Source organism: Spirosoma spitsbergense DSM 19989 (assembly GCF_000374085.1).
Lineage (GTDB): Bacteria > Bacteroidota > Bacteroidia > Cytophagales > Spirosomataceae > Spirosoma > Spirosoma spitsbergense.
Genome location: NZ_KB893387.1, coordinates 34,113 through 56,144 on the forward strand (window position 1 = coordinate 34,113; position 22,032 = coordinate 56,144).

General features: G+C 52.8%; 20 protein-coding genes. 10 read left to right on the forward strand and 10 right to left on the reverse strand.

Going from position 1 to position 22,032, the window contains the following annotated elements; all coding sequences use genetic code 11:
- The 6 genes from thiC to moeB are packed head-to-tail and all read left to right on the forward strand — an operon-like array spanning position 1 to position 6,279.
- Entirely contained in the window at positions 1-1,878 is a 1,878-nt protein-coding gene (thiC, locus tag B157_RS0100160; RefSeq protein ID WP_020601344.1) for a phosphomethylpyrimidine synthase ThiC, read from the forward strand.
- On the forward strand, positions 1,875-2,669 hold the full coding sequence (locus tag B157_RS0100165; RefSeq protein WP_020601345.1) for a hydroxymethylpyrimidine/phosphomethylpyrimidine kinase: 795 nt from the start codon (positions 1,875-1,877) through the stop codon (positions 2,667-2,669). Before thiC ends, B157_RS0100165 begins: the two co-directional genes overlap by 4 nt.
- Positions 2,666-3,295 (forward strand): thiamine phosphate synthase, encoded by a 630-nt coding sequence (locus B157_RS0100170; RefSeq protein WP_020601346.1) that lies wholly within the window; start codon positions 2,666-2,668, stop codon positions 3,293-3,295. The genes B157_RS0100165 and B157_RS0100170 overlap by 4 nt, the downstream gene beginning before the upstream one ends.
- Positions 3,285-4,076, forward strand: a complete 792-nt coding sequence (locus B157_RS0100175; protein WP_020601347.1) for a thiazole synthase — start codon at positions 3,285-3,287, stop codon at positions 4,074-4,076. The genes B157_RS0100170 and B157_RS0100175 overlap by 11 nt, the downstream gene beginning before the upstream one ends.
- Positions 4,073-5,209 (forward strand): 2-iminoacetate synthase ThiH, encoded by a 1,137-nt coding sequence (gene thiH / locus B157_RS0100180; RefSeq protein WP_020601348.1) that lies wholly within the window; start codon positions 4,073-4,075, stop codon positions 5,207-5,209. The genes B157_RS0100175 and thiH overlap by 4 nt, the downstream gene beginning before the upstream one ends.
- Entirely contained in the window at positions 5,206-6,279 is a 1,074-nt protein-coding gene (moeB, locus tag B157_RS0100185; protein ID WP_020601349.1) for a HesA/MoeB/ThiF family protein, read from the forward strand. The genes thiH and moeB overlap by 4 nt, the downstream gene beginning before the upstream one ends.
- Here the strand turns inward: moeB and B157_RS0100190 are convergent.
- Positions 6,248-6,850 carry a thiamine phosphate synthase gene (locus B157_RS0100190; protein WP_020601350.1) on the reverse strand — a complete coding sequence of 201 codons (603 nt, stop codon included), beginning with the start codon at positions 6,848-6,850 and terminating at the stop codon, positions 6,248-6,250. The two genes, moeB and B157_RS0100190, sit on opposite strands and share 32 nt — an antisense overlap.
- Positions 6,851-6,907: 57 nt before the next feature.
- Positions 6,908-7,207: a YtxH domain-containing protein gene (locus B157_RS0100195; RefSeq protein WP_020601351.1), complete on the reverse strand. Its 300-nt coding sequence runs from the start codon at positions 7,205-7,207 to the stop codon at positions 6,908-6,910.
- Positions 7,208-7,335: 128 nt separating this feature from the next.
- Between B157_RS0100195 and B157_RS0100200 the strand changes: the two genes are divergently transcribed.
- The 3 genes from B157_RS0100200 (at position 7,336) to B157_RS0100215 (ending at position 9,898) form a co-directional block, all read left to right on the forward strand.
- The gene (locus B157_RS0100200) at positions 7,336-8,220 is read left to right on the forward strand and encodes a bifunctional transcriptional activator/DNA repair enzyme AdaA (protein WP_245564997.1); all 885 of its coding nucleotides are present in this window, start codon (positions 7,336-7,338) and stop codon (positions 8,218-8,220) included.
- Positions 8,221-8,798: 578 nt separating this feature from the next.
- Positions 8,799-9,062 carry an Ada metal-binding domain-containing protein gene (locus B157_RS0100210; RefSeq protein WP_020601354.1) on the forward strand — a complete coding sequence of 88 codons (264 nt, stop codon included), beginning with the start codon at positions 8,799-8,801 and terminating at the stop codon, positions 9,060-9,062.
- 80 nt (positions 9,063-9,142) lie between these two features.
- On the forward strand, positions 9,143-9,898 hold the full coding sequence (locus B157_RS0100215) for a hypothetical protein (protein WP_020601355.1): 756 nt from the start codon (positions 9,143-9,145) through the stop codon (positions 9,896-9,898).
- A gap of 39 nt (positions 9,899-9,937) precedes the next feature.
- Here B157_RS0100215 and B157_RS0100220 read toward each other — a convergent pair whose 3' ends face one another.
- Positions 9,938-11,488, reverse strand: coding sequence for an aminotransferase-like domain-containing protein (locus B157_RS0100220; RefSeq protein ID WP_020601356.1), 1,551 nt, complete (start codon positions 11,486-11,488; stop codon positions 9,938-9,940).
- 24 nt (positions 11,489-11,512) lie between these two features.
- Here B157_RS0100220 and B157_RS0100225 point away from each other — a divergent pair, with 24 nt between their 5' ends.
- Positions 11,513-12,136: a pyridoxamine 5'-phosphate oxidase family protein gene (locus tag B157_RS0100225; RefSeq protein WP_020601357.1), complete on the forward strand. Its 624-nt coding sequence runs from the start codon at positions 11,513-11,515 to the stop codon at positions 12,134-12,136.
- Between the two features lie 69 nt (positions 12,137-12,205).
- Here B157_RS0100225 and B157_RS0100230 read toward each other — a convergent pair whose 3' ends face one another.
- The 7 genes from B157_RS0100230 to B157_RS0100260 form a co-directional block, all read right to left on the reverse strand.
- A complete protein-coding gene (locus tag B157_RS0100230) occupies positions 12,206-15,505 on the reverse strand; it encodes a PKD domain-containing protein (RefSeq protein ID WP_169521636.1) in 3,300 nt (1,099 codons plus the stop codon).
- A gap of 205 nt (positions 15,506-15,710) precedes the next feature.
- Positions 15,711-16,736, reverse strand: coding sequence for a PorP/SprF family type IX secretion system membrane protein (locus tag B157_RS0100235; RefSeq protein ID WP_020601359.1), 1,026 nt, complete (start codon positions 16,734-16,736; stop codon positions 15,711-15,713).
- Positions 16,737-17,281: 545 nt separating this feature from the next.
- Positions 17,282-18,727: a M48 family metalloprotease gene (locus B157_RS0100240; protein WP_020601360.1), complete on the reverse strand. Its 1,446-nt coding sequence runs from the start codon at positions 18,725-18,727 to the stop codon at positions 17,282-17,284.
- A gap of 10 nt (positions 18,728-18,737) precedes the next feature.
- Positions 18,738-19,379: a hypothetical protein gene (locus B157_RS0100245; RefSeq protein ID WP_020601361.1), complete on the reverse strand. Its 642-nt coding sequence runs from the start codon at positions 19,377-19,379 to the stop codon at positions 18,738-18,740.
- Positions 19,380-19,406: 27 nt separating this feature from the next.
- Positions 19,407-20,615, reverse strand: coding sequence for a sigma-70 RNA polymerase sigma factor region 4 domain-containing protein (locus B157_RS0100250; protein ID WP_020601362.1), 1,209 nt, complete (start codon positions 20,613-20,615; stop codon positions 19,407-19,409).
- Positions 20,616-20,642: 27 nt separating this feature from the next.
- On the reverse strand, positions 20,643-21,332 hold the full coding sequence (locus B157_RS0100255; protein ID WP_020601363.1) for a tetratricopeptide repeat protein: 690 nt from the start codon (positions 21,330-21,332) through the stop codon (positions 20,643-20,645).
- A 4-nt stretch (positions 21,333-21,336) separates the two neighbouring features.
- Positions 21,337-21,969: an RNA polymerase sigma factor gene (locus tag B157_RS0100260; RefSeq protein ID WP_245564998.1), complete on the reverse strand. Its 633-nt coding sequence runs from the start codon at positions 21,967-21,969 to the stop codon at positions 21,337-21,339.
- Positions 21,970-22,032 lie beyond the last annotated feature (63 nt).

Below are 22,032 nucleotides of genomic sequence, written 5' to 3' on the forward strand. Positions count from 1 at the left end.
ATGAGTCAGAAAGTCGAACAGCTGCCCACGCAGCAAACCATTACCCGCCAGCCCCTGACCGGTTCGCGGAAGATTTACGTGCCGGGTCAACTGCACGACATTCGTGTTGCCATGCGGGAAATCAGCCTCTCCGATACGGTTTCGCACGTGGGCCTTCGGAAAGATCGCCAGCCCAATGCCCCCGTTACGGTGTATGATACCAGCGGACCGTATACCGATCCCAACATAGCCATTGACCTGGAACAGGGGCTGCCCCGTTTGCGTGAATCATGGATTATGAACCGGGGTGACGTAGAGCAGCAATTGGCCTTTTCGTCAGATTACGCCAATCAGCGAATGGCCAACCAGAGCCTGGATGCATTGCGGTTTGCCCACATCCGGCACCCTTTGCGGGCAAAAACCGACCATAACGTCACGCAGCTGCACTACGCCCGCAAGGGTATCATTACGCCGGAAATGGAATACATCGCCATCCGCGAGAACCAGCGCATCGACACCCTGAATGATCAGTCGTCGCTATGGCAGCAGCACCCCGGCAATAGCTTTGGAGCCAATACCCCAAAGCAGTTCATCACCCCGGAATTTGTCCGTCAGGAGGTAGCGGCTGGCCGGGCCATCATTCCGGCCAATATCAACCATCCGGAAATAGAACCGATGATTATCGGTCGGAATTTTCTGGTCAAGATCAACACCAACATCGGCAACTCGGTTGTTTCGTCGAGCATTGAGGAAGAGGTGGAAAAAGCCGTGTGGAGCTGCCGGTGGGGGGGCGACACCCTGATGGACTTATCGACCGGGAAGAACATCCACGAAACCCGCGAATGGATCATTCGCAACTGTCCGGTACCCGTTGGTACAGTACCCATTTATCAGGCGCTGGAAAAAGTAAACGGCAAAGCCGAAGCGCTTACCTGGGAGATTTTCCGGGACACGCTCATCGAACAGGCTGAGCAGGGCGTTGACTATTTCACCATTCATGCCGGGGTACTGCTGCGCTACATTCCACTGACGGCCCGCCGGGTAACGGGCATCGTTTCGCGTGGGGGTAGCATTATGGCCAAGTGGTGCCTGGCCCACCATAAGGAGAATTTCCTGTATACCCACTTCGAGGAGATCTGTGCCATTATGAAAGCCTACGATGTGTCGTTCTCCCTCGGCGACGGCCTGCGCCCGGGCTCTATTGCCGATGCCAACGATGCCGCGCAGTTTGCCGAACTAGAAACGCTGGGGGAACTAACCAAGATAGCCTGGAAACACGATGTGCAGGTCATGATTGAAGGGCCGGGTCATGTACCCATGCACATGATTAAGGCGAATATGGACAAGCAGCTGCAGCACTGCGACGAAGCACCGTTCTACACGCTCGGTCCCCTGACGATGGACATTGCTCCCGGTTACGACCATATTACGTCAGCCATTGGCGCGGCCATGATTGGCTGGTTTGGTACGGCCATGCTCTGCTACGTAACGCCAAAAGAACACCTCGGGCTACCGAACAAAAAGGATGTTAAAGACGGCGTTATCACCTACAAGATTGCCGCCCATGCGGCCGACCTGGCCAAAGGCCATCCCGGCGCCCAGTACCGCGACAATGCGCTGAGCAAAGCCCGGTTTGAGTTTCGGTGGGAAGATCAGTTCAATCTGGCACTCGACCCCGATACGGCCCGGGAGTTTCACGATGAAACCCTGCCCGCAGAAGGGGCCAAAACAGCGCACTTCTGCTCGATGTGCGGCCCGAATTTCTGCTCGATGAAAATAACGCAGGATGTACGCGAGTATGCCGAACAAAACGGGTTTGCCGACGAAGATGTGCTTGAAAAAGCGATGCAGGCCAAGGCAAAGGAGTTTGCCGAACAGGGTAATCAGCTTTATCTATGAACCCCATACCTGCCAAAATCCCCATCCAGACCGAACGGCCCTATGCGCTGACTATTGCCGGGTTGGATCCCTGCGCGGGAGCGGGCATACTGGCCGATATAAAGGTTTTTGAAGCCAGTCTGGTGTACGGACTCGGCGTGTGTACGGCCCTGACCATGCAGCACGATGCTGATTTTCGTCAGGTCAGGTGGGTAGCGTTGCCAACGATTATTGATCAGTGTAAACCGTTGGTAGAGCGGTATCCCATCCGGGCGGTAAAGATCGGCCTGATCGAGTCACTATTTGTCCTGACGGAATTGCTCGACTGGCTAACCATTCAACTGCCCGGTGTGCCATTGCTTTGGGATCCCATCCTGACCGCTTCTGCCGGTTTTAGTTTTCATGGTTCAACGGGCTGGGATTCCCTACGGAATATTCTGCCCCGGCTGGCACTCCTAACGCCTAATGTACCGGAAGTACGACAACTGGCCAGCGGGAAGGAAGCACAATTGGCGGCTGAGGAGCTGAGCCATTATTGCCCGGTATATCTAAAAGGGGGGCATGCCGAACCCCGAGAGGGAACAGTTACGGATTATCTGCTGATGGACGGGAAGGTGGTCGTATCGTATCCGGCGGCTTTCGTGTCGAACGGCAACAAGCACGGTAGTGGCTGCGTGCTGTCAGCGGCCATGGCGGCTGCACTGGCCGGTAACTCATCACTGCCCGATGCCTGTTTATCTGCCCGTCGTTATATGAGTCAATACCTGGCCAGTTCGCCCACGCTGCTGGGTTTTCACCAACCATACTCATGACTATCAGAACCTTACACTATATTGCCACCCGACCCGAGCAGGCCGAAATCGCCTGCCGGGCGGGTGTCGACTGGGTCCAGCTACGGCTGAAGAACCGGACCTATGCCGACTGGAAAACCGTCGCGCTGGAAATACTGGCCGTCTGCCGTCAATATAACGCCCGCCTTATCATCAACGATAATCCGCATCTGGCGGGCGAGATTGGGGCGGATGGCGTCCATCTGGGTCAGGAGGATATGCCCGTTCGGGAAGCCCGCGCCCTGCTGGGGCCGGGTGTTATCATTGGCGGCACGGCCAACACGGCCGATACAATAGTGGCCCACCAGCGCGACGGGGTCGATTACGTTGGCTTGGGACCGTTTCGGTTTACAGCCACCAAAGAAAAGCTAAGTCCGATATTGGGGCTGGCTGGCTATCGGCGCGTATTACTGGCTGTTCAACAGCAGGCGGTAACCTTACCGATTATTGCTATTGGGGGTATCACCCTGGCCGATGTGTCGGAACTCATTCGGGCTGGCCTGCACGGTATCGCCGTATCATCGGCCATTACGGACGCCCCCGATCCAGCTGCCCAGACACGGTTATTTCTATCACAACTAACCCTGGCACCAAATCATGTTCACTAAGCAGACAACGAATCCGCTGGTTATTGCCAGCAAATCATTTTCGTCCCGGCTCTTTACCGGAACGGGTAAATTTGGTTCTGCCCAGCTGATGGCAGATGCGCTGCTGGCATCAGGTACCGAGTTAGTAACCGTTGCCCTGAAACGAATTGATGCCTTTAACAGACAGGATGACCTACTGGCTCACCTGGCGCATCCCCGGTTCAATTTACTGCCCAATACATCTGGCGTCCGGACGGCTAAGGAAGCCGTGTTTGCCGCTCAGATGGCCCGTGAAGCGCTGGAAACAAACTGGCTTAAACTGGAGATTCACCCCGACCCGAAATACCTCCTGCCCGATCCAATAGAAACGTTGAAGGCGGCCGAAGAGCTGGTAAAACTCGGGTTCGTGGTCCTGCCTTACATCCATGCCGACCCGGTACTGTGTAAACGACTGGAAGAGGTAGGCGTGGCCGCCGTAATGCCCCTCGGTGCCCCTATTGGCACCAATAAAGGGCTAAAGACTGTTGACTTTCTGGAGATTATTATTGAGCAAAGCCGGGTTCCGGTCGTTGTGGATGCCGGTTTGGGAGCACCGTCCCACGCGGCTGCGGCTATGGAGATGGGCGCCGATGCCGTGCTGGTGAACACGGCCATTGCCGTTTCCGATGATCCGGTGCGGATGGCTACGGCATTCAAACTGGCCGTGGATGCGGGCCGGTTGGCCTACGAAGCCCGACTGGCACGTCCGTCGGTGGTGGCCCATGCCAGTAGTCCGTTCACTGCTTTTCTGGATGAACTATGAGCACGCACACCTGGTTTGATACCTATGACTGGGATACCGTTCAGCGCGCTATCTATACAACGACCGCCCGGCAGGTAGAGCGGGCCCTGAGCAACAGCCGCCGGACCCTCGACGATTTCCAGGCCCTGATTTCACCGGCTGCGCAGGCCTACCTGGAGCCAATGGCCCAGTTGAGCCACCAGTTAACGCAAAAACGGTTTGGCAAAACCATTCAACTCTACGCGCCCCTTTACCTCTCCAACGAGTGCCAGAACATCTGTACCTACTGCGCGTTTAGCCTTGATAACCGAATTAGTCGGCGGACGCTTACCGATGAGGAGATCCTGCGCGAAGCTACTGCCGTGAAAGAACTTGGGTACGACCATATTCTGCTGGTAACAGGTGAAGCAAACCAGACCGTTGGCGTACCCTATCTGAAGAATGCCATCCGGCTACTACAACCGCACTTTGCCCATATCTCCATGGAGGTTCAGCCCCTGGATCAGCCCGAGTATGAGGAACTTATTGCAGAAGGGCTCAACACGGTACTTGTTTATCAGGAAACGTACCACCGCGAAACGTATAGGAATCACCATCCGAAGGGCAAAAAATCTAACTTTTTATACCGGCTCGATACCCCCGACCGACTTGGAAAAGCGGGTATCCATAAAATGGGCCTGGGTGCCCTGCTGGGCCTGGAAGACTGGCGTACGGATAGTTTTTTTACGGCCGCCCACCTCCACTATCTGGAACGTATGTACTGGGAAACCCGGTATAGCATCTCGTTCCCGCGGCTGCGCCCCATTGACCTGTTACAAAACGATACGATTACCTCAAAATCCTTTGAACGGTGCATGACGGATCGTGATCTGGTGCAATTGATTTGTGCCTACCGGCTCCTCAATGAGGAGGTTGAGTTATCGTTGTCAACCCGCGAAACACCCCGTTTCCGGGATCATGTACTCAAACTAGGTATTACCAGCCTGAGTGCAGGCTCGAAAACCAATCCGGGTGGCTACACTGTTGAACCCCAGTCGCTGGAACAGTTCGCCATTTCCGACGAGCGCAGCCCGGCTCAGATGGTCGATGTTATCCGGCGGCAGGGCTACGAGCCGGTTTGGAAAGACTGGGATAAAACACTGACAGGCGTATGACACCGGCCGAACTGAATCGTTATGATCGCCATATTCGCCTGCCGGAGATAGGCCTGGCCGGGCAGCAGCAGCTGAAGCAGGCCCGGGTGGCTATCGTTGGGGCGGGTGGCCTGGGGTGTCCTGTATGTCAGTACCTCACCGCTGCGGGCGTTGGTGTACTGGGCATTATTGATGGCGATGTAGTGGAAGCCAGTAACCTGCAGCGACAGGTACTTTTTTCGCCCGAACACATTGGCCAGCTCAAAGCCACTGTAGCTGCGGCTGTATTAGCGCGTCAGAACCCGTACTGTCAGATCCTGGCACATCCTGTTTTTCTGGACAGGTCAAACGCATTGTCCTTACTCAGCAACTATGATATTATCGTGGATGGGTCCGACAATTTTGGAACCCGATACCTGGTTAATGATGCCTGTGTGTTGCTAAAGAAGCCATTGGTGTTCGGATCAATTTATAAATTCGATGGGCAGGTCAGTGTATTTAACCTTGAGGAAGGGCCAACCTACCGTTGTCTGTATCCTGAACCCAGTGAGTTGGAAGCCTGCGGTGAGGTTGGCGTAGTCGGTGTAGTTCCGGGTCTGACCGGGTGTTTTATGGCCAATGAAGTTATTAAACTCATTACCGGCATCGGCGATGTACTAAGTGGTACACTGCTGGTATTCAATGCGCTCACGCTGTCGTTCAATACGTTTTCGTTTACCACTAACCCGGCCAATAAAACCATAACGACCTTACCTGAATCGTTTGCGGGCTGCACTACTGGTATTCCGGAAATCACCCCCTCAGCGCTACGAACGTGGCTAACACAGGCTGATAAACCAATGCTGGTGGATGTCCGACAACCAGATGAATATGAGCGGGACAACCTGGGTGGCTTACTGCTGCCACTAGCTGCGCTGCTACAGCAACCGCATCTGATTCCAATGGATAGGCCCGTGGTGGTACACTGTCAGTCAGGGGGGCGCAGTAGACAGGCTGTGGAATTTTTAGTGAGGCAGGGTTATCAACACGTTTTTAATCTGAGTGGTGGCCTGAATACGTTCAGGTTATCGTTGGATGGAGAGCCTCTTTAACTGTTTTAAATGCACGAATGGCATCAGGTGTTTGCCAGAGAGCACCCATTAGCGCAGCTCCATCGAATCCGGCCTGTTGAAGCAGCGATACATTATCGGCATTCACTCCCCCTAATCCAATTAGCCGGGGCAGACGGTCATGTTGCCGGCGGATAGTTGCTACCTGTTTCGCAATGAAATCCAGACTGTTTGCCGGTCCGTAGCCGGGCTTACTGATACTGTCAAAGACGGGGCTGTAAAAAACCAGTTCGGCCTGCCCGGCCAGCGCAGGCCAATCGGTAAGGTCGTGAATGCTGGTCGAAAAAAACGTAGTGCCGGCTGGTAATTGTCGGCGGTCCGGTTCTTTCAGGTGCCAGCGAGAGGGAGAAGGAACATGATCTGCTTCACATGCCGGGAACATAATGGATGCCTGCACGTGGGTTGGAAACAGCTTTGTGTTTATTTTAGAAGCCAAGCTGCGCCAGTAGATAAAGTCAAGGCCATTGGCCAGTAACTCCAGCAGGGTTTGGTGATTGCGGCTCTGCACGCTATCATCGGTTATGCCAATGAGTAAAAAGGGCTTTTGATTCACTGATTGAATACCGCACACAAGTGGGAAGTTGTCCGTAAAGACCTCACTATCATTTACTTATCCTTCGCTGGGCGGGTCGAGTGGGGTAATCTTCTTTTTGCCCAGTACGTCGTCGATGGTGGCTTCGGCATCGGGGAAGTTGGCTTTCAGCATATCAGATAGCTGCTCCTTCAGTTTGTCGAAATAATCCGGGGCATGATCAATAGTACCTTCGGCTTCCGTTTTGAGCTGCATCCCTTTTTCTTTCAAGTCAGCCATTAGTTTCTGGCCATCTTCGGACTGAGCGTATTTGTTGAGGGCCACTCCGGCGGCTGCGCCAAGAATAAAGGTGGCCAAATGTTTTGCGTTGACAGGCATGATTGCTACGTAGTTAGATTATAAACGAAACCTACCGAAAAGTTTTTGACAAAGCAACATAAAGAAAGTGTGTGCCTGTGTATTGGCTGGGAAACTCCGCAAGAAGCGGGTTTCTCCACCACGGACTTATGGCGACTTTTGTACTGGTAAACGTCAAACAAATGAACATCAACAACGCATACACGTACAGGCAAATTGCCCGCGCCATCGAGCACCTGACTGCCAACTTCCGGGAGCAGCCATCTCTGCGCGAACTGGCCGAAAAAGCGAACCTGAGTGAGTTTCATTTCCAGCGTCTTTTCACCGAATGGGCGGGCGTAAGCCCCAAGAAATTCGGGCAGTACCTAACGCTCGAACACGCTAAAACCCGACTCCGAAGCGGTTTCCCCCTCGCCGATACGGCATACGAAGCGGGCCTTTCGGGTACGGGCCGTCTCCACGATTTGTTTGTCAGTATCGAAGGTGTAACACCGGGACAGTTCCGGCAGGCGGGTTTGGGGGTAGTACTGGCGTATGGCGTGTTCGATAGTCCGTTTGGCCAGTACGTGTTGGGAACTATCAGCGGAAAGATTGCCCTGCTGCACTTCCTGAATGAAAGTGATGAACCCGAAACCATTCTGGCAACGGCCTGGCCCGAAGCCGCCCTCCAACATGAACCCGCCCTGCTACAGTCGCTGGCCGATCAGATTTTTCCGTCTCATGAAACGAACAGTACGGTAAAAAAAGACCGGCTACCGGTGCTGCTGCGCGGCTCGGCGTTTCAACTTAAAGTGTGGGAAGCCCTGCTGAAAATTCCCGAAGGTCAACTAAGCAGTTACGACCAGATTGCCGAAGTTATCGGGCAGCCGACGGCAGCGCGGGCGGTTGGAACGGCCATTGGCAGTAATCCCGTTGGCTACCTGATTCCCTGCCACCGGGTTATTAAAAAGACCGGTCTCTTCGGCGGGTACCGGTGGGGAACCGAACGCAAGCAGGCCATGCTGGGCTGGGAAGCCGCCCGAACCGACTTATAACTTACTTGCCATTGGCGAATGCAAGCCACATCCTGTATTTTGGTAGTTTCTAACTGTCGGCTTATGGGATAAATACCTGAGTGAAGTTACAAGACATTATTGAAGGCGTTCCAACCTTTACTTATGCGGAACGGTCATAACAGCAAAAAACTCAATTATGAAGCGTCTACTACTTGTTCCGGGCTTTTGTATACTTTTAGTTTACCTTGTTTGGTCATGCCAGCAAGAAGGCCCACCACCGGCCACCTGTCCCGACGCGGGTGCTTACGTCAAACGAACCCGCAACGCCAGAGGTGACGTTTATTACGATTCTACTCAAAGTAGCTGGTTTATTCGAGTACCAAATAGTTTTGATTCTCACGATATTGGCTATACCTGTAATTTGGCGAGTGAGTTTCAGCAAACTGGATTGAACGTTCAGTTTAGTGGAAGTTACTACGAGTACGATAAAACGGTCTACGGTATAGCAGGCAATAAGTACTTTTATCTCTCCCTCGAATCTATTTCCCCTGCTAATTAGTGGCCTCAGGACTGATTTTTCATGATGCTCACTAACCTGGTCCACGATAGATTGACTAATGATTAAACACACCGAGTTAGGGGCATCTCATTACGCTCAGTTGAAAGTACTGGCCGGGCTACTGCGAAATGGTGTGGTTACACTGGCTGGTCATGCTCCCGGCAAAATTTATGGTCACCTGCATTGCCGGGCGGGAAAACGGATGAAAACTGCCAACCGGGTGTTTTTTCGGAATGAGGTAGAAGCAATGGCGCTGGGTTTTCGGCCCTGCGCCGTTTGCATGCGGGTAGCGTATCGGGCATGGCGGTCGACTGTTCAGTGATCCTTGTTACTGCCCTGTTTTTCCGCTAAACTTATCAAAATGGACTACTTTTACAATCTCTTCCCCCTGATACATCATCCATGAAAAACCTCTCCCGCTGGGCCAGCCGCCACACCCGTACGGCTATTCTGTTATTGATTTTCTGCGAAATCGGTAACGCGCTCAATGGCCTGCTATTGGGTATGAACCTATTGGCCAACTGGTCGGAAGGCGGTTTGCTGCTCCTGATTTCCGGGCTATTGGCCGGGGCGTTTTTTCTGCAAACCCAATCGGAGCGGGTAGCCGGTATGCGGTATTGGGTCGGGCGAAGGTGGCTGTTCGGGGCGTTCATGACCAACTTTTTACTGTTCATCCTGCTGGGCGGATTGTGGGCATCCCGTGTTCAGGCACCCAATACCAATCATACCGCCTGGGGTAGCCGACGAATAGATGTTCGGTCTGATACGCTCGTACGTCCGACGGATGCCCGGTCTTCCAACCCGGCTTATTTCGAAGAACGGGCTACCGTAAACGAACAGCCAGTCAGTAACCAGACGGGCAAGCGAGTGGGGTTTGTATTTCTGTTCCTACTGGGCATTACCCTGACCAGTTTGGCCCTTGGGCTGGCCTGCAACCTGACCTGTGCCGGAAACGGGGCGCTTGCGTTTGTCGTTGCCCTTCTGGGTACGGGTATATTTGTGGGTAGTTTCTTCCTGCTGAGTCGCGCTTTTGGTAAAGTTGTTAAGCCCTGGAAACAGATGAACCGTCTTGAACGAAGGCAAACGTATGTACGCGCCTTGTTTCTAATGGGTGGCTTTTTTGCAGTGTCCGTACTGCTGGGCCGTATTTTTAACTAAGAAATGGGTTTTAGCTTCTATGATCCAGCAGAGAGTCACTCAACGCCCTGAGCCCTCTGAGAGTAGTTTCTTCAGGATTAAGACACTTTGCTCCAGCTCATCCTCCGTACTGGAGGCAAACCCCAGCCGGGTGCCATTCAGTTGCTGACCGGGCGGGTTGTGCGCTTGCCCGCTTGCCACATACAATCCCGTAAAAGACGCCTGCCGGGCGAGTTTCTCCATATCCACGACTGGATTAAAGGCGGCCCAGACAGCCATTCCCCCATCGGGTTTTGTAAACTGTATCGCATTGGGTAACTCGCTGGTTAACAGGTTGAAGAAGTAGTCCCGCCGGGCGTGGTACGTACGCAACGCTTTCCGAAAGTGCCGTTTCAGTTCCCCCGTTTTGAACAGCTGCCCAATGGCAAATTCAAGCATCGGGTCGCCCTGCCGGTCGATGATGCGCCGAAGCCGGGCCAACTCGTCGATCAAACCCGATGGGGCTACTACATACCCAACCCGAAACGCGGGTGCCACCGACTTGGTGAGCGACCCCACATACACAACCATGCCCTGCCGGTCGGCGCTGGCCAGGGGCAGGATGGGGCGGCTCAGGTAGTGAAAATCATAATCGTAATCATCTTCCAGAATGGCAAAGCCGTGGTGTTCTGCCAACTGCAATAACCGAAGACGCCGATCAGCCCGGAGGGTTACCGTAGTGGGGTAATGATGATGGGGATTGACGAATACCATCCGAACCCTGTTTTTTTGACAAAGGACCGCCAGCGCATCAACATCCATCCCATACTGGTCGACAGGTACGGTTTTTAGCAGTGCGCCCGTTTTCTGGATATTCATGGTTGCACCCGCCCAGGTCGTCTCACCCGTTACAACGATGTCGCCCGGTCGGAGGAGGACCTGACAGGTCAGGTGCAGACCCATGATGCTGCCGCGCGTGATGAGGATATTGTCTGGCGCTGTTTGCAGACCCCGCGTTTCGTTCAGGTGCAGCGAGAGTTGTTCGCGCAGGAGCGGATGCCCTTTTGTGTCGCCGTAGCCGAAGTGAGCCTGCGGATTGCCCCACCGAAAATACGACCGGTAAGCCCGGCTTAGTTCATCCATCGGGGCCAGCCGGATATCAGGCAGGCCATCATCCAACCGTAACCCCGCCGACTGAGTCAGGACGGGTCGTTGTAGAAAAACCGTCGATTCAAAAGCGTAACCGGGTTGGCTGATTGTTGGCCTGTTCCAGTGTGGATTTTCTTCCGGCGTCAGCTGCTGCGGCCTGACTTCGGGAAAATGCGCGGCTACGTACGTACCGCTGCCCGACCGGCTTTCGAGCCAGCCCTGCGCCATCCCTTCGTCATAAGCCGCTACGATGGTTTGTCGGTTTAGTTCCAGCAGGGTGGCCAGTTGGCGGGAACCGGGCAACCGCTGACCAGGCACAAGCGTTCCCCGGCGGATAAGCTGACCAAGCTGGTCGCTTACCTGCACAAATACGGGCGTACTTAATGACCTGTCGACCTGGATAAGCGATTTGAAGGGGACCATAACCGGACTAGCTGTTTTTTGAAAATCGGACGGTTTTGCCAGTCCGGCAAAGAACGACATTTGTATGATAAATCAGCGAATTCTATGCAAACATCCCGTACAACCCCCAGTCGGTTGGCCAAACGCGCCCACTACGACGAAGCAACCATCCACCCCATTCTGGACGAAGCTCTTTTTTGTACGGTCAGCTTTGTCGTCGATGGGCAACCGATGGCGATTCCTACCGCCTTCGCTCGGAAAGAGAGTAGCCTGTACATTCATGGTTCCGTAGGGAGTCATTTTATCCGGGCTATCGAAACCGGTGCGCCGGTTTGTATTACCATTATGCTGGCCGATGGGCTGGTCCTGGCCAAATCGGCTTTTCATCACTCGGTCAACTACCGGTCGGTTGTCATCTTCGCCAACGCCGAAAAAGTAACGGACGCCGATGAGCAGATGAACGCGCTGGCCCTGATTACCGACCACCTCATTCCGGGCCGATGGGACGACCTCCGCCCCACCACGGAGAGCGAAATGCGCAAGACGACCGTACTGCGGTTTTCACTAGCCGAAGCGTCTGCCAAAGTTCGCACCGGTGGACCTAATGACGACCCTGAAGATATGGATTTGCCTACCTGGTCGGGCGTGGTTCCGCTGCAAACGGTGCGATTGACACCCGTTGCCAGAGAAGATACACCTGCTGTTCCTTTACCGGATTATTTGCACTAAATTTCCTTTATCGGTCTCCAGGCAACGATTTGCTGCTTTCTTGCTGGCCGGGTTGGGCCCGGATATGATTTACCGGAGCAAGGTGATGACCCCGCGCTGTCGTTTGGTGATGCCCCCCGTAAACTCCACAATGGCTTCGTACACGTAATTGTCGGGTGGGAGTGGCTGATTCTGATGTTTACCGTCCCATCCTACGGTCTGGTTATTGGGTTCAAGATTGACGCCTTCGTATACCTGCCCGCCCGACCGGCTAAAAACGCGAAGGAGTTGAATACGCACCAGATTACTCCCGTAAATGGTAAAGTTATCGCCGATGTTATTCCCGTCGGGGGTAAAGATGTCGGCTACCTGGAGGGTGCAGGTATCGACCCGGATAACATCCTGTAGCTCGACCGAATCCGGGCATGTACCGTTGTTGCTGGTCCAGAGTTTTATGTCGTACTGGCCCTGATTGAGCCTGATCTGCGGGTTCTGCGCCGTGGAGAAGAGCACTCCATTGGCATACCATTTCCATTGCGTAGCAGCGGTGGACGAATCCCGGAATGACACCAGTGTATCCGAACAGACGACTTTATTACTGACAAGGCTGAAACGGGGCTCTGCTTTATTCCGGATAGAAATGGTGTGCGGTACCGAAGCCGTACAACCGACGGGAAAACTAACCACCGTCATGGTAACGGTATAGGTCGTACCCCCTTTTGGGTACATATGCGTCGGCGAAAAATACGTGGAATCAATCGGCGAGCCATCCCCGAAATTCCAGCGAAAACGGTGGGTAGAACTCGACAGATTGGTGACCGAAACAGGCTGCCCCGGGCAGGCTTCCATGGGCAACCGGAAGGCCCCCGTCGGCACCGAATCGGTCTGGATCGATTGTTCATACGTTTTATAACCACCACATTCAGGATAAACCGTCTGGTTGATCCGATAAGTCGTGTTGGGTTTTGTGAATTTAGTGTATACAACAACGGACCCATCCAGTTTTTCGCCGTTTATGTCCCAACTGACGCGGGCTGGTTTGGGCGTAGTGGCGTCCGTAAAGGTGACCGGTTCACCCACGCAGATACGGGACCGGCTAATGGTAAACAGCGCAGTTGTAGAAACCGGCAATACCGTGACTGGAATCGTATCGCTGTCAGTGCCGCATTCGCCCCGAATGTCCAGCCGGACGAAATAAACGGTTTTGTCGGCAGGGGCTTTGAACTCATGATCGACCACGCTGGCCGTCGTGCTGAGGGGGGCACTCTGATCCCCAAAGTTCCAGAGAACCGCATCGCCCGTACTCGTGTAGCGGCTGGAAAAGCGCACAACGGCGGGGGGACAGCGTACGGTGGTCGAATCTACGCCAATTTCGGCTTTGGTGCGGGGGCGTACCGTAACGGAAGCCGTTTGCGAAAAGGAGCCACAGGCCGTACTGCCCCCAAACGAAATGGTGTAGGATTTTGGTTGTCGCCCCGTATTCTCAAACACCCGCTGACCCGACTGAAATGTAGTACTGGTTGTGCCGTTGCCAAAGTTCCACTGGTAACTCACGCCGTCCTGCGCCGTTCCGGCGGTGTTGAAGGTAACCGTCAGGGGGGAGCAGCCGCTCGATACGCTTGGCGTAATCTTTACGTCGCTGGGTACAGGGGCTATCGTGAGTTCCTGACTGGTGGTGGCGGTGCAACTTCCTGACCAGGCTACGAGGGTGACCTGCACGCGGCCCGACGGCAGGGTGAGCGTTGGCTGTTTATCAGTAGAAACAGGTTGACCATTAATCCGCCATTGAAAAAAGGTGGCACCCGTCGATGAATTGATGACCACCGGGGGTTTGGTGCTACACCCGGCGATTATAGAAAAACTGGCCACCGGATTCCCAATCGTCACCATCGCCGTAGCCGTAGCACTGCATTGACCGCTGACCTGGTATTCGACCTGCAGGCTGGATGATCCGGCGGGTAACCTGCCGACAAATAGGGTGTCGTTTCGAATACAGCCCGGGCAGTTAGTGAGGCTACGCCATTGCCCACCACCGGGAGACCCCGTCAGTTTCAACACCGACTGATCGCGGCATACGGCCATATCACTCACTTTTACCGCTATGCCGCCTACCTTGATGCGGACGGTGGTATCCCGCTCACATTTACCAACTCCCCGCCGGTAGTGCAGCGTATAGGAGCCGGTATCTTTGGGCATGAAAAAACTCTTGCCACTCCGTTGGACGATGTATGGACTGGCATCCCAGGTCCCATCGGCGAGGCTGGTAACGAGGGGTAGGTCGGCGGTGCTCGCGCATAGGGTGGTATCCCGGCGGGGACTCAGAATCTGAGCCGCCTGCGGGGTGCCCATCGTGAAGGTCACGCTTTGGGGATTGGCTCCGCAGAGATTGTTCAGGGTGCCTTCAACCACAACGGCGTAACTTGTTCCGGTTAGTTTTAAGAGGGTATCGCCCGATGCGGGCAACGGCCTGCCATTAATGGTATAGCGGGCCGTTTTATCGAATGGCGACGGTCGGTAGCGAAAATCCACACACTGCGAACCGGGATTATCCAGTTTAAGCACGGGCAGGTCTTCCACAATGTGGGTGCATTTGACCTGCGTACTCCAGACGTTACAGGCATTATTGACCCGTAGTTTAATGACATAGGTGCCGGGCTTCACAAACCTTACTTTCGGATTGGGTGAGTTGGGCGTTGTTTTCTCCAGATACTCCACGGCCGGCGAAATTTCCCATTCGTAGGCCGTGGCGCTGATGGAGCCATAGCCATCGAGCCGAATGACTCCCCCCGCATTATAACAGATAAGCACACTGTCGAGACCGACAGGAATAACCCGCCCACCCGAATCGGGACCGATTTTCGGTTCTGCCGGTTTGGTCACGACGATGGTACGGGTGGCTGGGGCACCCGCACCGCACACGTTCGTGCCCGACAGGGTTACGGTGTACGTGCCGGTCGTTGAATAAATTTTACTGGTATTGATGTCTTTGGTCGAGGTACCGTCGCCCAGCATCCATTCGTAGGTATTGCCGGTTGACGGGCAGGACTGATTCGAGAGGAATAGTTGCTGATTGGTACAGATAAGAGTTCGGGAGGGGGCAAAGGACAAACGGGGTTTGTTGATAAATGTCAGGTCGCGGGTGAGGTTTTCTTCTGAATTATCCTGATTACGGGTCACCAGTTTGATGCTTATATCCTTCTCGTCGAGACACGAATTGACGAAGTCCTTCATATTGTACGTGAAGGTGAGTGGATCGGGGATTTTATTGGCCGGAATGATCACCTTCGTGCTGGCATTGCTTTTGTCCCATTGCAGTTCAAACTCTTTGATGGGGACGTGACCCGCCGGAATAACGATTTTTATACAGACGGGCTGGCTTTCCCCGTCCACACAGACCCGATAGTTGCTTGAACCACAGAGAACGAAATTTACGTCCGTCTGAGCGTGGCTGTTTGTGCTTATCAGGCTGAAAAAAAGTAGTAGTAATACGAAAGATAAGCCGTAGTACTTTTCTGAACGTTGCTTGGTGGATACCATCGTTTTTAAGTTTTTTATTGGATAGAACTACGCTTTCACTGCCAGCGCCAGGGGCTGATTACTTGTACATGGGGCATCGCGGCCCTTTCTTTCCACTGGCTTTCTTTCCATCACCTTCGCAACGCCACATGGATTCAGGGAATAGACAGCGGGCCGTAACCTCGAAGGTATTTCCGGTGTAGTTCTGTAGCTTCGATATCGTTACATCGTAGCTAAATCCGACGGAGAGAGACCCCGTCTGAAGCCCTACAATACCGACCAGCGCATCCTGCGTAATTTGGTTGACCAGCGTTTTTGACAGGGGAATTCCCCGGTACATCAGGCCCAGCGTAAGGGAGGAGTACTGGAAATACGTACTGATGTCGAGTTGATAGATATGGCTCTGCATGCGGAAATTAGCGACGGGCGTGATGTTCCACCGGCCAGCCGCGAGTTTTGACCCCGCCTGCACACCGATACGCATGGGTAACCGGTAATTTTCGAAGCCAATGGCCACGTTGGGCTGGTTGAGGTGATAAACCGACACGCCAATCCAGTCCTGATCATTTTCTGTGTAGTTGAACTCGACCAATCCGCCGAATCCAACATCGAAAAAATTTCTGGAGAGGGGAGCAAGGGCTAAGGGGTCCCGGCTGGGATTGAGCGTTGGCTGACCCGTGAGTTGATCCATGAAGACTCCCTGGTTTGCCTTATACGTACGCTGGCCACCACCGGCGTAGAAGCCAATGCGGGCCGAGAACGTTTGCCGGTCGTTTCTGAATACCGCTGGTACGAAAACAACGCCCCCGCTAACCGTCTGGACACTGGCATTCTGGGCATCATGCATTACATAGATGCCGCCACCCATGAACTGGTTAGTACACTCCCGGCCTACATCGACCGAAGCACTGGTGGTATTGTAGCTGCCTAAATCGCGCCATTGATTGCGATAGGCCACATTTGCCCGCACATCACCCGCGTAGCCGGCATAAGCCGGATTGACATGCAAGGGGGCCGCATCGTTCTGGGAGAATTGGGGGTCCTGCCCCTGAGCGAAATGAACGGCCAGCCATAAACAAAGTAGATAGGGGTAGAAAGATAGCATCACAGGCATGGATAAGTTGACGCAAACAAGCACCAGAAGAGGAACAAACCCCTTTTGTCTTCTTTGCCTTAATGAGCGAAATAATGGACTATTCTGGTCGAGAAACCCTTTTGTGAAGAAACCCTGACTTATCTACTAATTCAGGGTTTGCTGGCTGGCTAAAGCAATCAAATTAAGCCGGAAAGATTGCTATATAGCTTATTTGGGCGATAAATTCAATACCGTACGCTACAATTAAGTTGGTCGGTTTTAGTGTAACACCAAACCGACCAACCAATTGACTTTCTTGGTGTGGTAAAAACGGAAAGCTTAGTGACCGGAGAACGCAATGGCAGGCAGGCTTCACCTGATCCTGTTACTGTATGCCGTTTACGGGTGGTAGGGTAACAGCTACCCGGCGAAGTTTTTTTTATTTTATGACTAAGTGGCTGGTTAGTAGGTGATAGCCCATACGCAAAAAACACGACTCGCCTGGTGAGTTGTGTTTATGTAAAGACCACTTATCCCTGCGTTTCAGTAATGTTCACCCCGTCTGGATCGGCCGTTTACCAGCGGGAAAAGCTGTAATGGAAGGTAAGATCGACGTTGTGCGATAAGGCCTTAGGCTTGGGCGTAGTGGCAAGCTGAATACGGGCAAGCTCATAGCTTAGGGCTATTTTGTAACTGCCTGGTCGAAACGATTTTTTCAGTAACTCTACCCCGATAGAGGCCCGAGGGTTGACCGATAACTGTAGCGAAGGCATATTGGCCGGTGCTACGGTCGTGCCATAGTTTTGATATGTGAAGCCAATAGGTATACGAACCATTGGACCGGCACTGGCAAATACGCCAAACCGATTGGCCGCAAATTGGTTTGGTCGTCGGCCAAAGGGAATCCAGGTTGCTTTGGGAAAAGCCGTCAGGTAGTACAGGTCAAGGGTTTCGAGCAAACGCTGCGACGGTTTATCCCCAATCAACGTGCCGTATTTTTGAGTCGAGTAAGCTACTTCGGCTTCAAATTGCCAGGGGCTTTGCCACTTGAACCGGGTTATCTGAAAACCCATGTACAGGTTATACGCATTAGGCACCCGATAGAGTAGTCCATCAACGGGTATCCCATCGACCGAGAACTGGGGCTGTCCGGCTACGGTCAATCCTGCCACGAAGCCCAGGTCCCAGAAGGTGCGTTCGGGGTGTAGTTCGAGGTAAGCAACGCCGGCTGAGTTGGCAAAGTAGCCCCGGCTGATACCCTTTTGCTGTAGTTCACGAAGCTGCAACTGTTTCCAGAAGCGACGCATGGCACTGATCCGGTCTTTGAAAGCAGGATGACTGGCACTGTATTTTGAATCCGGCTCCAGGTACTGCCGAATGTAGTCCGTATCGAACTCTGATACGAAGGCCTCGAAATTCAGTGATTTATCCAGCAGCGATAGCACCCAGAGACCAAAAAAGTCGGCCTGTATTTCTTCTGCCTGAATGTTGGTGACTTTATACCGTCGTTGAATACGGGTTGTATCTCCGGCATCGGTTCCCTTCAGGCCACCAAATACGGCTACGCCATCCGTATTTTTCAGGTGTCCCAATACATGATGACTGATTTCGTGCGCCAGAATATGCCGGTCTACACGGGTCATGAGCGCAACTTTTTTGTTGACGCCTTCCATAAACACCTTGTTATACAGGATTAACGGAACATCGGCCGCTTTTTTTTCGGTCACAACAGTTGGGCAACTGCGCGCTTCAGGTGCCCCGCAACCAGCCGCTTTCACCACAATGGAATCCGTATACTGCATAGAACTGTTCCGACGGATAAGGGTCAGTAACTCAGATACTGCTTTATTGGCCGCTTCTTCTGAGGGTAGATACCCTTTGGCCCCGGTAGTGAGTGCTCTACAGTCGCAGAATTGTTTATAAGACAGGTCGGTTTGCTGGGTGGGCGTGGGTTTAGCGGGTTGCCCGATTACCCGGTTCACAACAAATAGCACAAAAAGGGCCAGCAGGCATGGTCTCATAGAAGTCTTCTCAAAATGGTTGTGGGGTAGGGGTACACTCGTTCAATAGGGTTACCGAGTGGTCGGGCCGCTCGATGGATAAGGATCGGGAATCACTGTTATACCGTAACCGGTTGTTTTGAAGATAGAGGGTATCGCTGGTATTCTGGACAAAAATAGTCAGGGTATCCTGGCAATACCGATAGGCGGCTGTGGTTTTCAGCTTCCGGTCTTTTAGCCACTTTACGGGGAGCTTGCCAATGGGTAAATCGCCACCGGCATACCCTAAACCGGATTTCGGTCCGGTGCCGCCATCGGCCCGAAAGAGGAAGTTGGTTTCTGTTTTTACAAGTTGAGGTTCACGGTCTGGCCATAGTAACCAAGTTCCCACAAGCAGCAGGGCGATACAGGCCGCCATCGCGTAAGGATAACGCCGAACCAGATCGAAGATAGTCGTGCGCCTGCGCGCTCTGGCCCGTGCCCTTCCAGCGGCTTCCCATAGTTGCTGGTCGGAGTCTTCCCGGACTACGTCCGCTACCAACGTGTGCAGGGTGTAATCGTCGTAAAAAGAAGGGTCGGTACCCAGCAATTCCAAAAATTGCTGGCTCTCCTCATCCGTCAGGGCACCCTGCTGACGCTTTTCGATAAGCTGGCGACGTTGAGCAGGTGTCATGGGCAGTACGAGATTAGGGGTTGACGATTACAGCGTTCCATGGGCCATTTTCTTTAATTTTTCCATGCAGTCATAAAATCGGCTCTCCACCGTTTTAGGTGACTCTCTCCATTCGAAAGCCAGTGTCTGGAAAGGCACCGGTTCGCTGAAATCACTGTCATAATGACGTAGAATAATGGCGCGGCATTTCTCTCCGAGTTTTTTCAAACAGCGATGCAATATACTTTTCTGTTCATCCAGATAATCTCTGTCACCCGAAGAATGCCAGTTAGTATATGATCCGTTTTGGTCGTCGAATGAATCATTATTATCTTCTGGTTTTTCTTTCGGTTTTATTTCTTCATTTTCTATTCCAAGCAGCTTGTCAATGGCGTGGCTTTTCCTGACGAAAGCAAAAAGGTACGTGGCTAGTTTGGCATCCAGATAAAACATTTCCGGTTCAGCCTTCCATCGCTGGCATTTACGAAGAAAATCTAATTTTACCTGACTGACAATATCTTTCATTCCTTCCTCCAACTCAGCGTTGATGGTCTGTACTCGTTTGATAACTTCGCTCCTTACCCAATGATGCACGCTTATCAATGCTTCTTCGATAAAAAAAGCTTCTGTAGGCGTGTGGGAAATGTACACCCGTAAAGCGATCTGCTCGAACAGATACGCCCGAATTGGTTTGATACGCAGTTGGACCCGACCATTACGCAGCCAGAATAAAGCGGTTGTCTGGATGGGTTGTTTTTCCTGATATAGACAGGATAAAAAAGCGCGTAAGGTCCGGTAAGCAATAGCCTGCTGGTCTGACTTTGTCAGCATGCGGGTCAGCCGCCTGATGCGGGTGGGTTCCGGCCCGTTGGCTAAATGGATAATTCCCTGTAACACATCGGTCTGCCGCTGTTGGCTACTCTGGGCAGCTTCCCCAAAAGGTATTTTCCTGAGTGTATGTTTCCAGCGACAGGCATCGATCAGCTCATCTAACACGCTTTTGTAGTTGGTAATTAGGTGCGTGTCTGAAGGGAGTAGTGTAATAGTCAGGCCGTGTAACTCAAAAAGAATGCTCTGTTGTAAGATCTCATCGTTTTGTTCGGCTCTGGAAAGACGGCTGTTTATCTGCGGATTGAATACCTCATTAATCTGGAAGGTGAATTCCTCTTTCGCTGCGTCATTGATCAGGGCCTTTCCCTGCTCTACCAGCCGGGCAATAGCGCGTCTACGATTTGAAAAAAAGGGAAAGGTGTCCATGATTAGGGATAGAGAACAAAAATAACGTTAACCCAGCCACTGCGCCCATTTTATCTGCCACCAGATTTTCCAGCGGTCAACCGTTCTGATGGGGTACTCGCAGTCGATGCACTGCCTGAACTGGTTGTACATCCGCTCTGCTTTGTCGGGTTCGCCACTTTTCAGGTAGGCAAAGGCCAGATGCCACTGGGCCGCTTCGCGAAAATAGGGACGAATATCCGATGCCGTGAGTACCTGCTGAAAATTTTTTGCGGCCAGCGCATACTGCCCTTCCGACAGGTGGGACTGTCCTTCGAAAAACTGGCTGAATATCTGGTTGGGGGGCGTTGCCACCGTACTGCTATCGTCGGAGAGGTTGCGGGTTACGTTGATGTCGTTTTCTGAGTTGGGAAATACGACCGGCGAAGCCGACAGGTACAGAACCAGTAATAGCCCGGCGCTGGCCAGGCCCACCAGTGAACGACTGACCAACCGGATGCGCTGCATTTTTCGGCGACTCTGCCGTTGCAGGAATTTCACGGTACTGGTGGCCCGCTGTTCCAGAAATGCTTCTTCCATGAGTTTTTGCGTGCGTTGGAGGAGTAGTACTTCTTGTTTAAAAATGGGATCAGTCTGCATTTCGGTTTCCAGCTCGGCTCGTTCGCCGGCTGGCATCTGATTGGTCAGATAGCGTTCAATCCATTCGTGTTCTTCCTGTTTTTCCGTTGGCCTTTTCATGGTGTCATGCGTTCATTAGTCTTTTGAGTGCCTGTACGCATCGGTACTTTCTGGTTTTCGCGTTGTCTTCGTTTCCCAGCCCGAATTCGTCGGCTATCTGTTTCATAGTCTTTTTTTCGAAGTAAAAAGCTGTCAGTATTTGCTGACATAGTTCGTCCAGCCGGTTAAACGTGGTCAGAGACAGTGCCAGTTCTTCCTGCTCAATCACCTCCACCTCCGGAGTGGGGGTATCGGTTTGGTCATTGTGTTGCTGTTTGCCATACTTGTCATTCCGGTCGTTCCGGTTTATTCCTCTGCGTAATTCCTTAAGCCACATCCGGTTGGCTATCCCGTGAATGTAGGTCGTTACCATTACCCCGTCCCGAAGTTCGAATCTGTCTTCCCAGACGTTTTGCAGGAACGCCACGATTACGTCCTGAAATAAATCATCCGCATCGGCTGGTGAGCCGCTGTTGCTGGTTACCAGCCGCGTAATACTCCGCTGACACTGGTGGTAGAGGTAGGCTACAATAGCATCCAAAAGCGGGGTATTTTTCGAGCGAATACCATCAACAATTTCCTGGTCGGTAAAGGTTTTCTGCATGGATAGGGTAGGCTTCTTTGTGTATTTATACCGATTGGGGTGGGGAGGTAACATCTGAAAAAAATATTTTCCTGGTAATACCCAGGAAAACTACAGCAGGCCTGCGTAAAGCTGCGA

What these genes read in the sequence shown, in the direction of transcription:
- thiC (WP_020601344.1), top strand. Translation starts at nt 1, where the DNA reads ATGAGTCAGAAAGTCGAACAGCTGCCCACGCAGCAAACCATTACCCGC.
- B157_RS0100165 (WP_020601345.1), top strand. Translation starts at nt 1,875, where the DNA reads ATGAACCCCATACCTGCCAAAATCCCCATCCAGACCGAACGGCCCTAT.
- B157_RS0100170 (WP_020601346.1), top strand. Translation starts at nt 2,666, where the DNA reads ATGACTATCAGAACCTTACACTATATTGCCACCCGACCCGAGCAGGCC.
- B157_RS0100175 (WP_020601347.1), top strand. Translation starts at nt 3,285, where the DNA reads ATGTTCACTAAGCAGACAACGAATCCGCTGGTTATTGCCAGCAAATCA.
- thiH (WP_020601348.1), top strand. Translation starts at nt 4,073, where the DNA reads ATGAGCACGCACACCTGGTTTGATACCTATGACTGGGATACCGTTCAG.
- moeB (WP_020601349.1), top strand. Translation starts at nt 5,206, where the DNA reads ATGACACCGGCCGAACTGAATCGTTATGATCGCCATATTCGCCTGCCG.
- B157_RS0100195 (WP_020601351.1), bottom strand. Translation starts at nt 7,207, where the DNA reads ATGCCTGTCAACGCAAAACATTTGGCCACCTTTATTCTTGGCGCAGCC.
- B157_RS0100200 (WP_245564997.1), top strand. Translation starts at nt 7,336, where the DNA reads ATGGCGACTTTTGTACTGGTAAACGTCAAACAAATGAACATCAACAAC.
- B157_RS0100210 (WP_020601354.1), top strand. Translation starts at nt 8,799, where the DNA reads ATGATTAAACACACCGAGTTAGGGGCATCTCATTACGCTCAGTTGAAA.
- B157_RS0100215 (WP_020601355.1), top strand. Translation starts at nt 9,143, where the DNA reads ATGAAAAACCTCTCCCGCTGGGCCAGCCGCCACACCCGTACGGCTATT.
- B157_RS0100220 (WP_020601356.1), bottom strand. Translation starts at nt 11,488, where the DNA reads ATGTCGTTCTTTGCCGGACTGGCAAAACCGTCCGATTTTCAAAAAACA.
- B157_RS0100225 (WP_020601357.1), top strand. Translation starts at nt 11,513, where the DNA reads ATGCAAACATCCCGTACAACCCCCAGTCGGTTGGCCAAACGCGCCCAC.
- B157_RS0100235 (WP_020601359.1), bottom strand. Translation starts at nt 16,736, where the DNA reads ATGCTATCTTTCTACCCCTATCTACTTTGTTTATGGCTGGCCGTTCAT.
- B157_RS0100240 (WP_020601360.1), bottom strand. Translation starts at nt 18,727, where the DNA reads ATGAGACCATGCCTGCTGGCCCTTTTTGTGCTATTTGTTGTGAACCGG.
- B157_RS0100245 (WP_020601361.1), bottom strand. Translation starts at nt 19,379, where the DNA reads ATGACACCTGCTCAACGTCGCCAGCTTATCGAAAAGCGTCAGCAGGGT.
- B157_RS0100250 (WP_020601362.1), bottom strand. Translation starts at nt 20,615, where the DNA reads ATGGACACCTTTCCCTTTTTTTCAAATCGTAGACGCGCTATTGCCCGG.
- B157_RS0100255 (WP_020601363.1), bottom strand. Translation starts at nt 21,332, where the DNA reads ATGAAAAGGCCAACGGAAAAACAGGAAGAACACGAATGGATTGAACGC.
- B157_RS0100260 (WP_245564998.1), bottom strand. Translation starts at nt 21,969, where the DNA reads ATGTTACCTCCCCACCCCAATCGGTATAAATACACAAAGAAGCCTACC.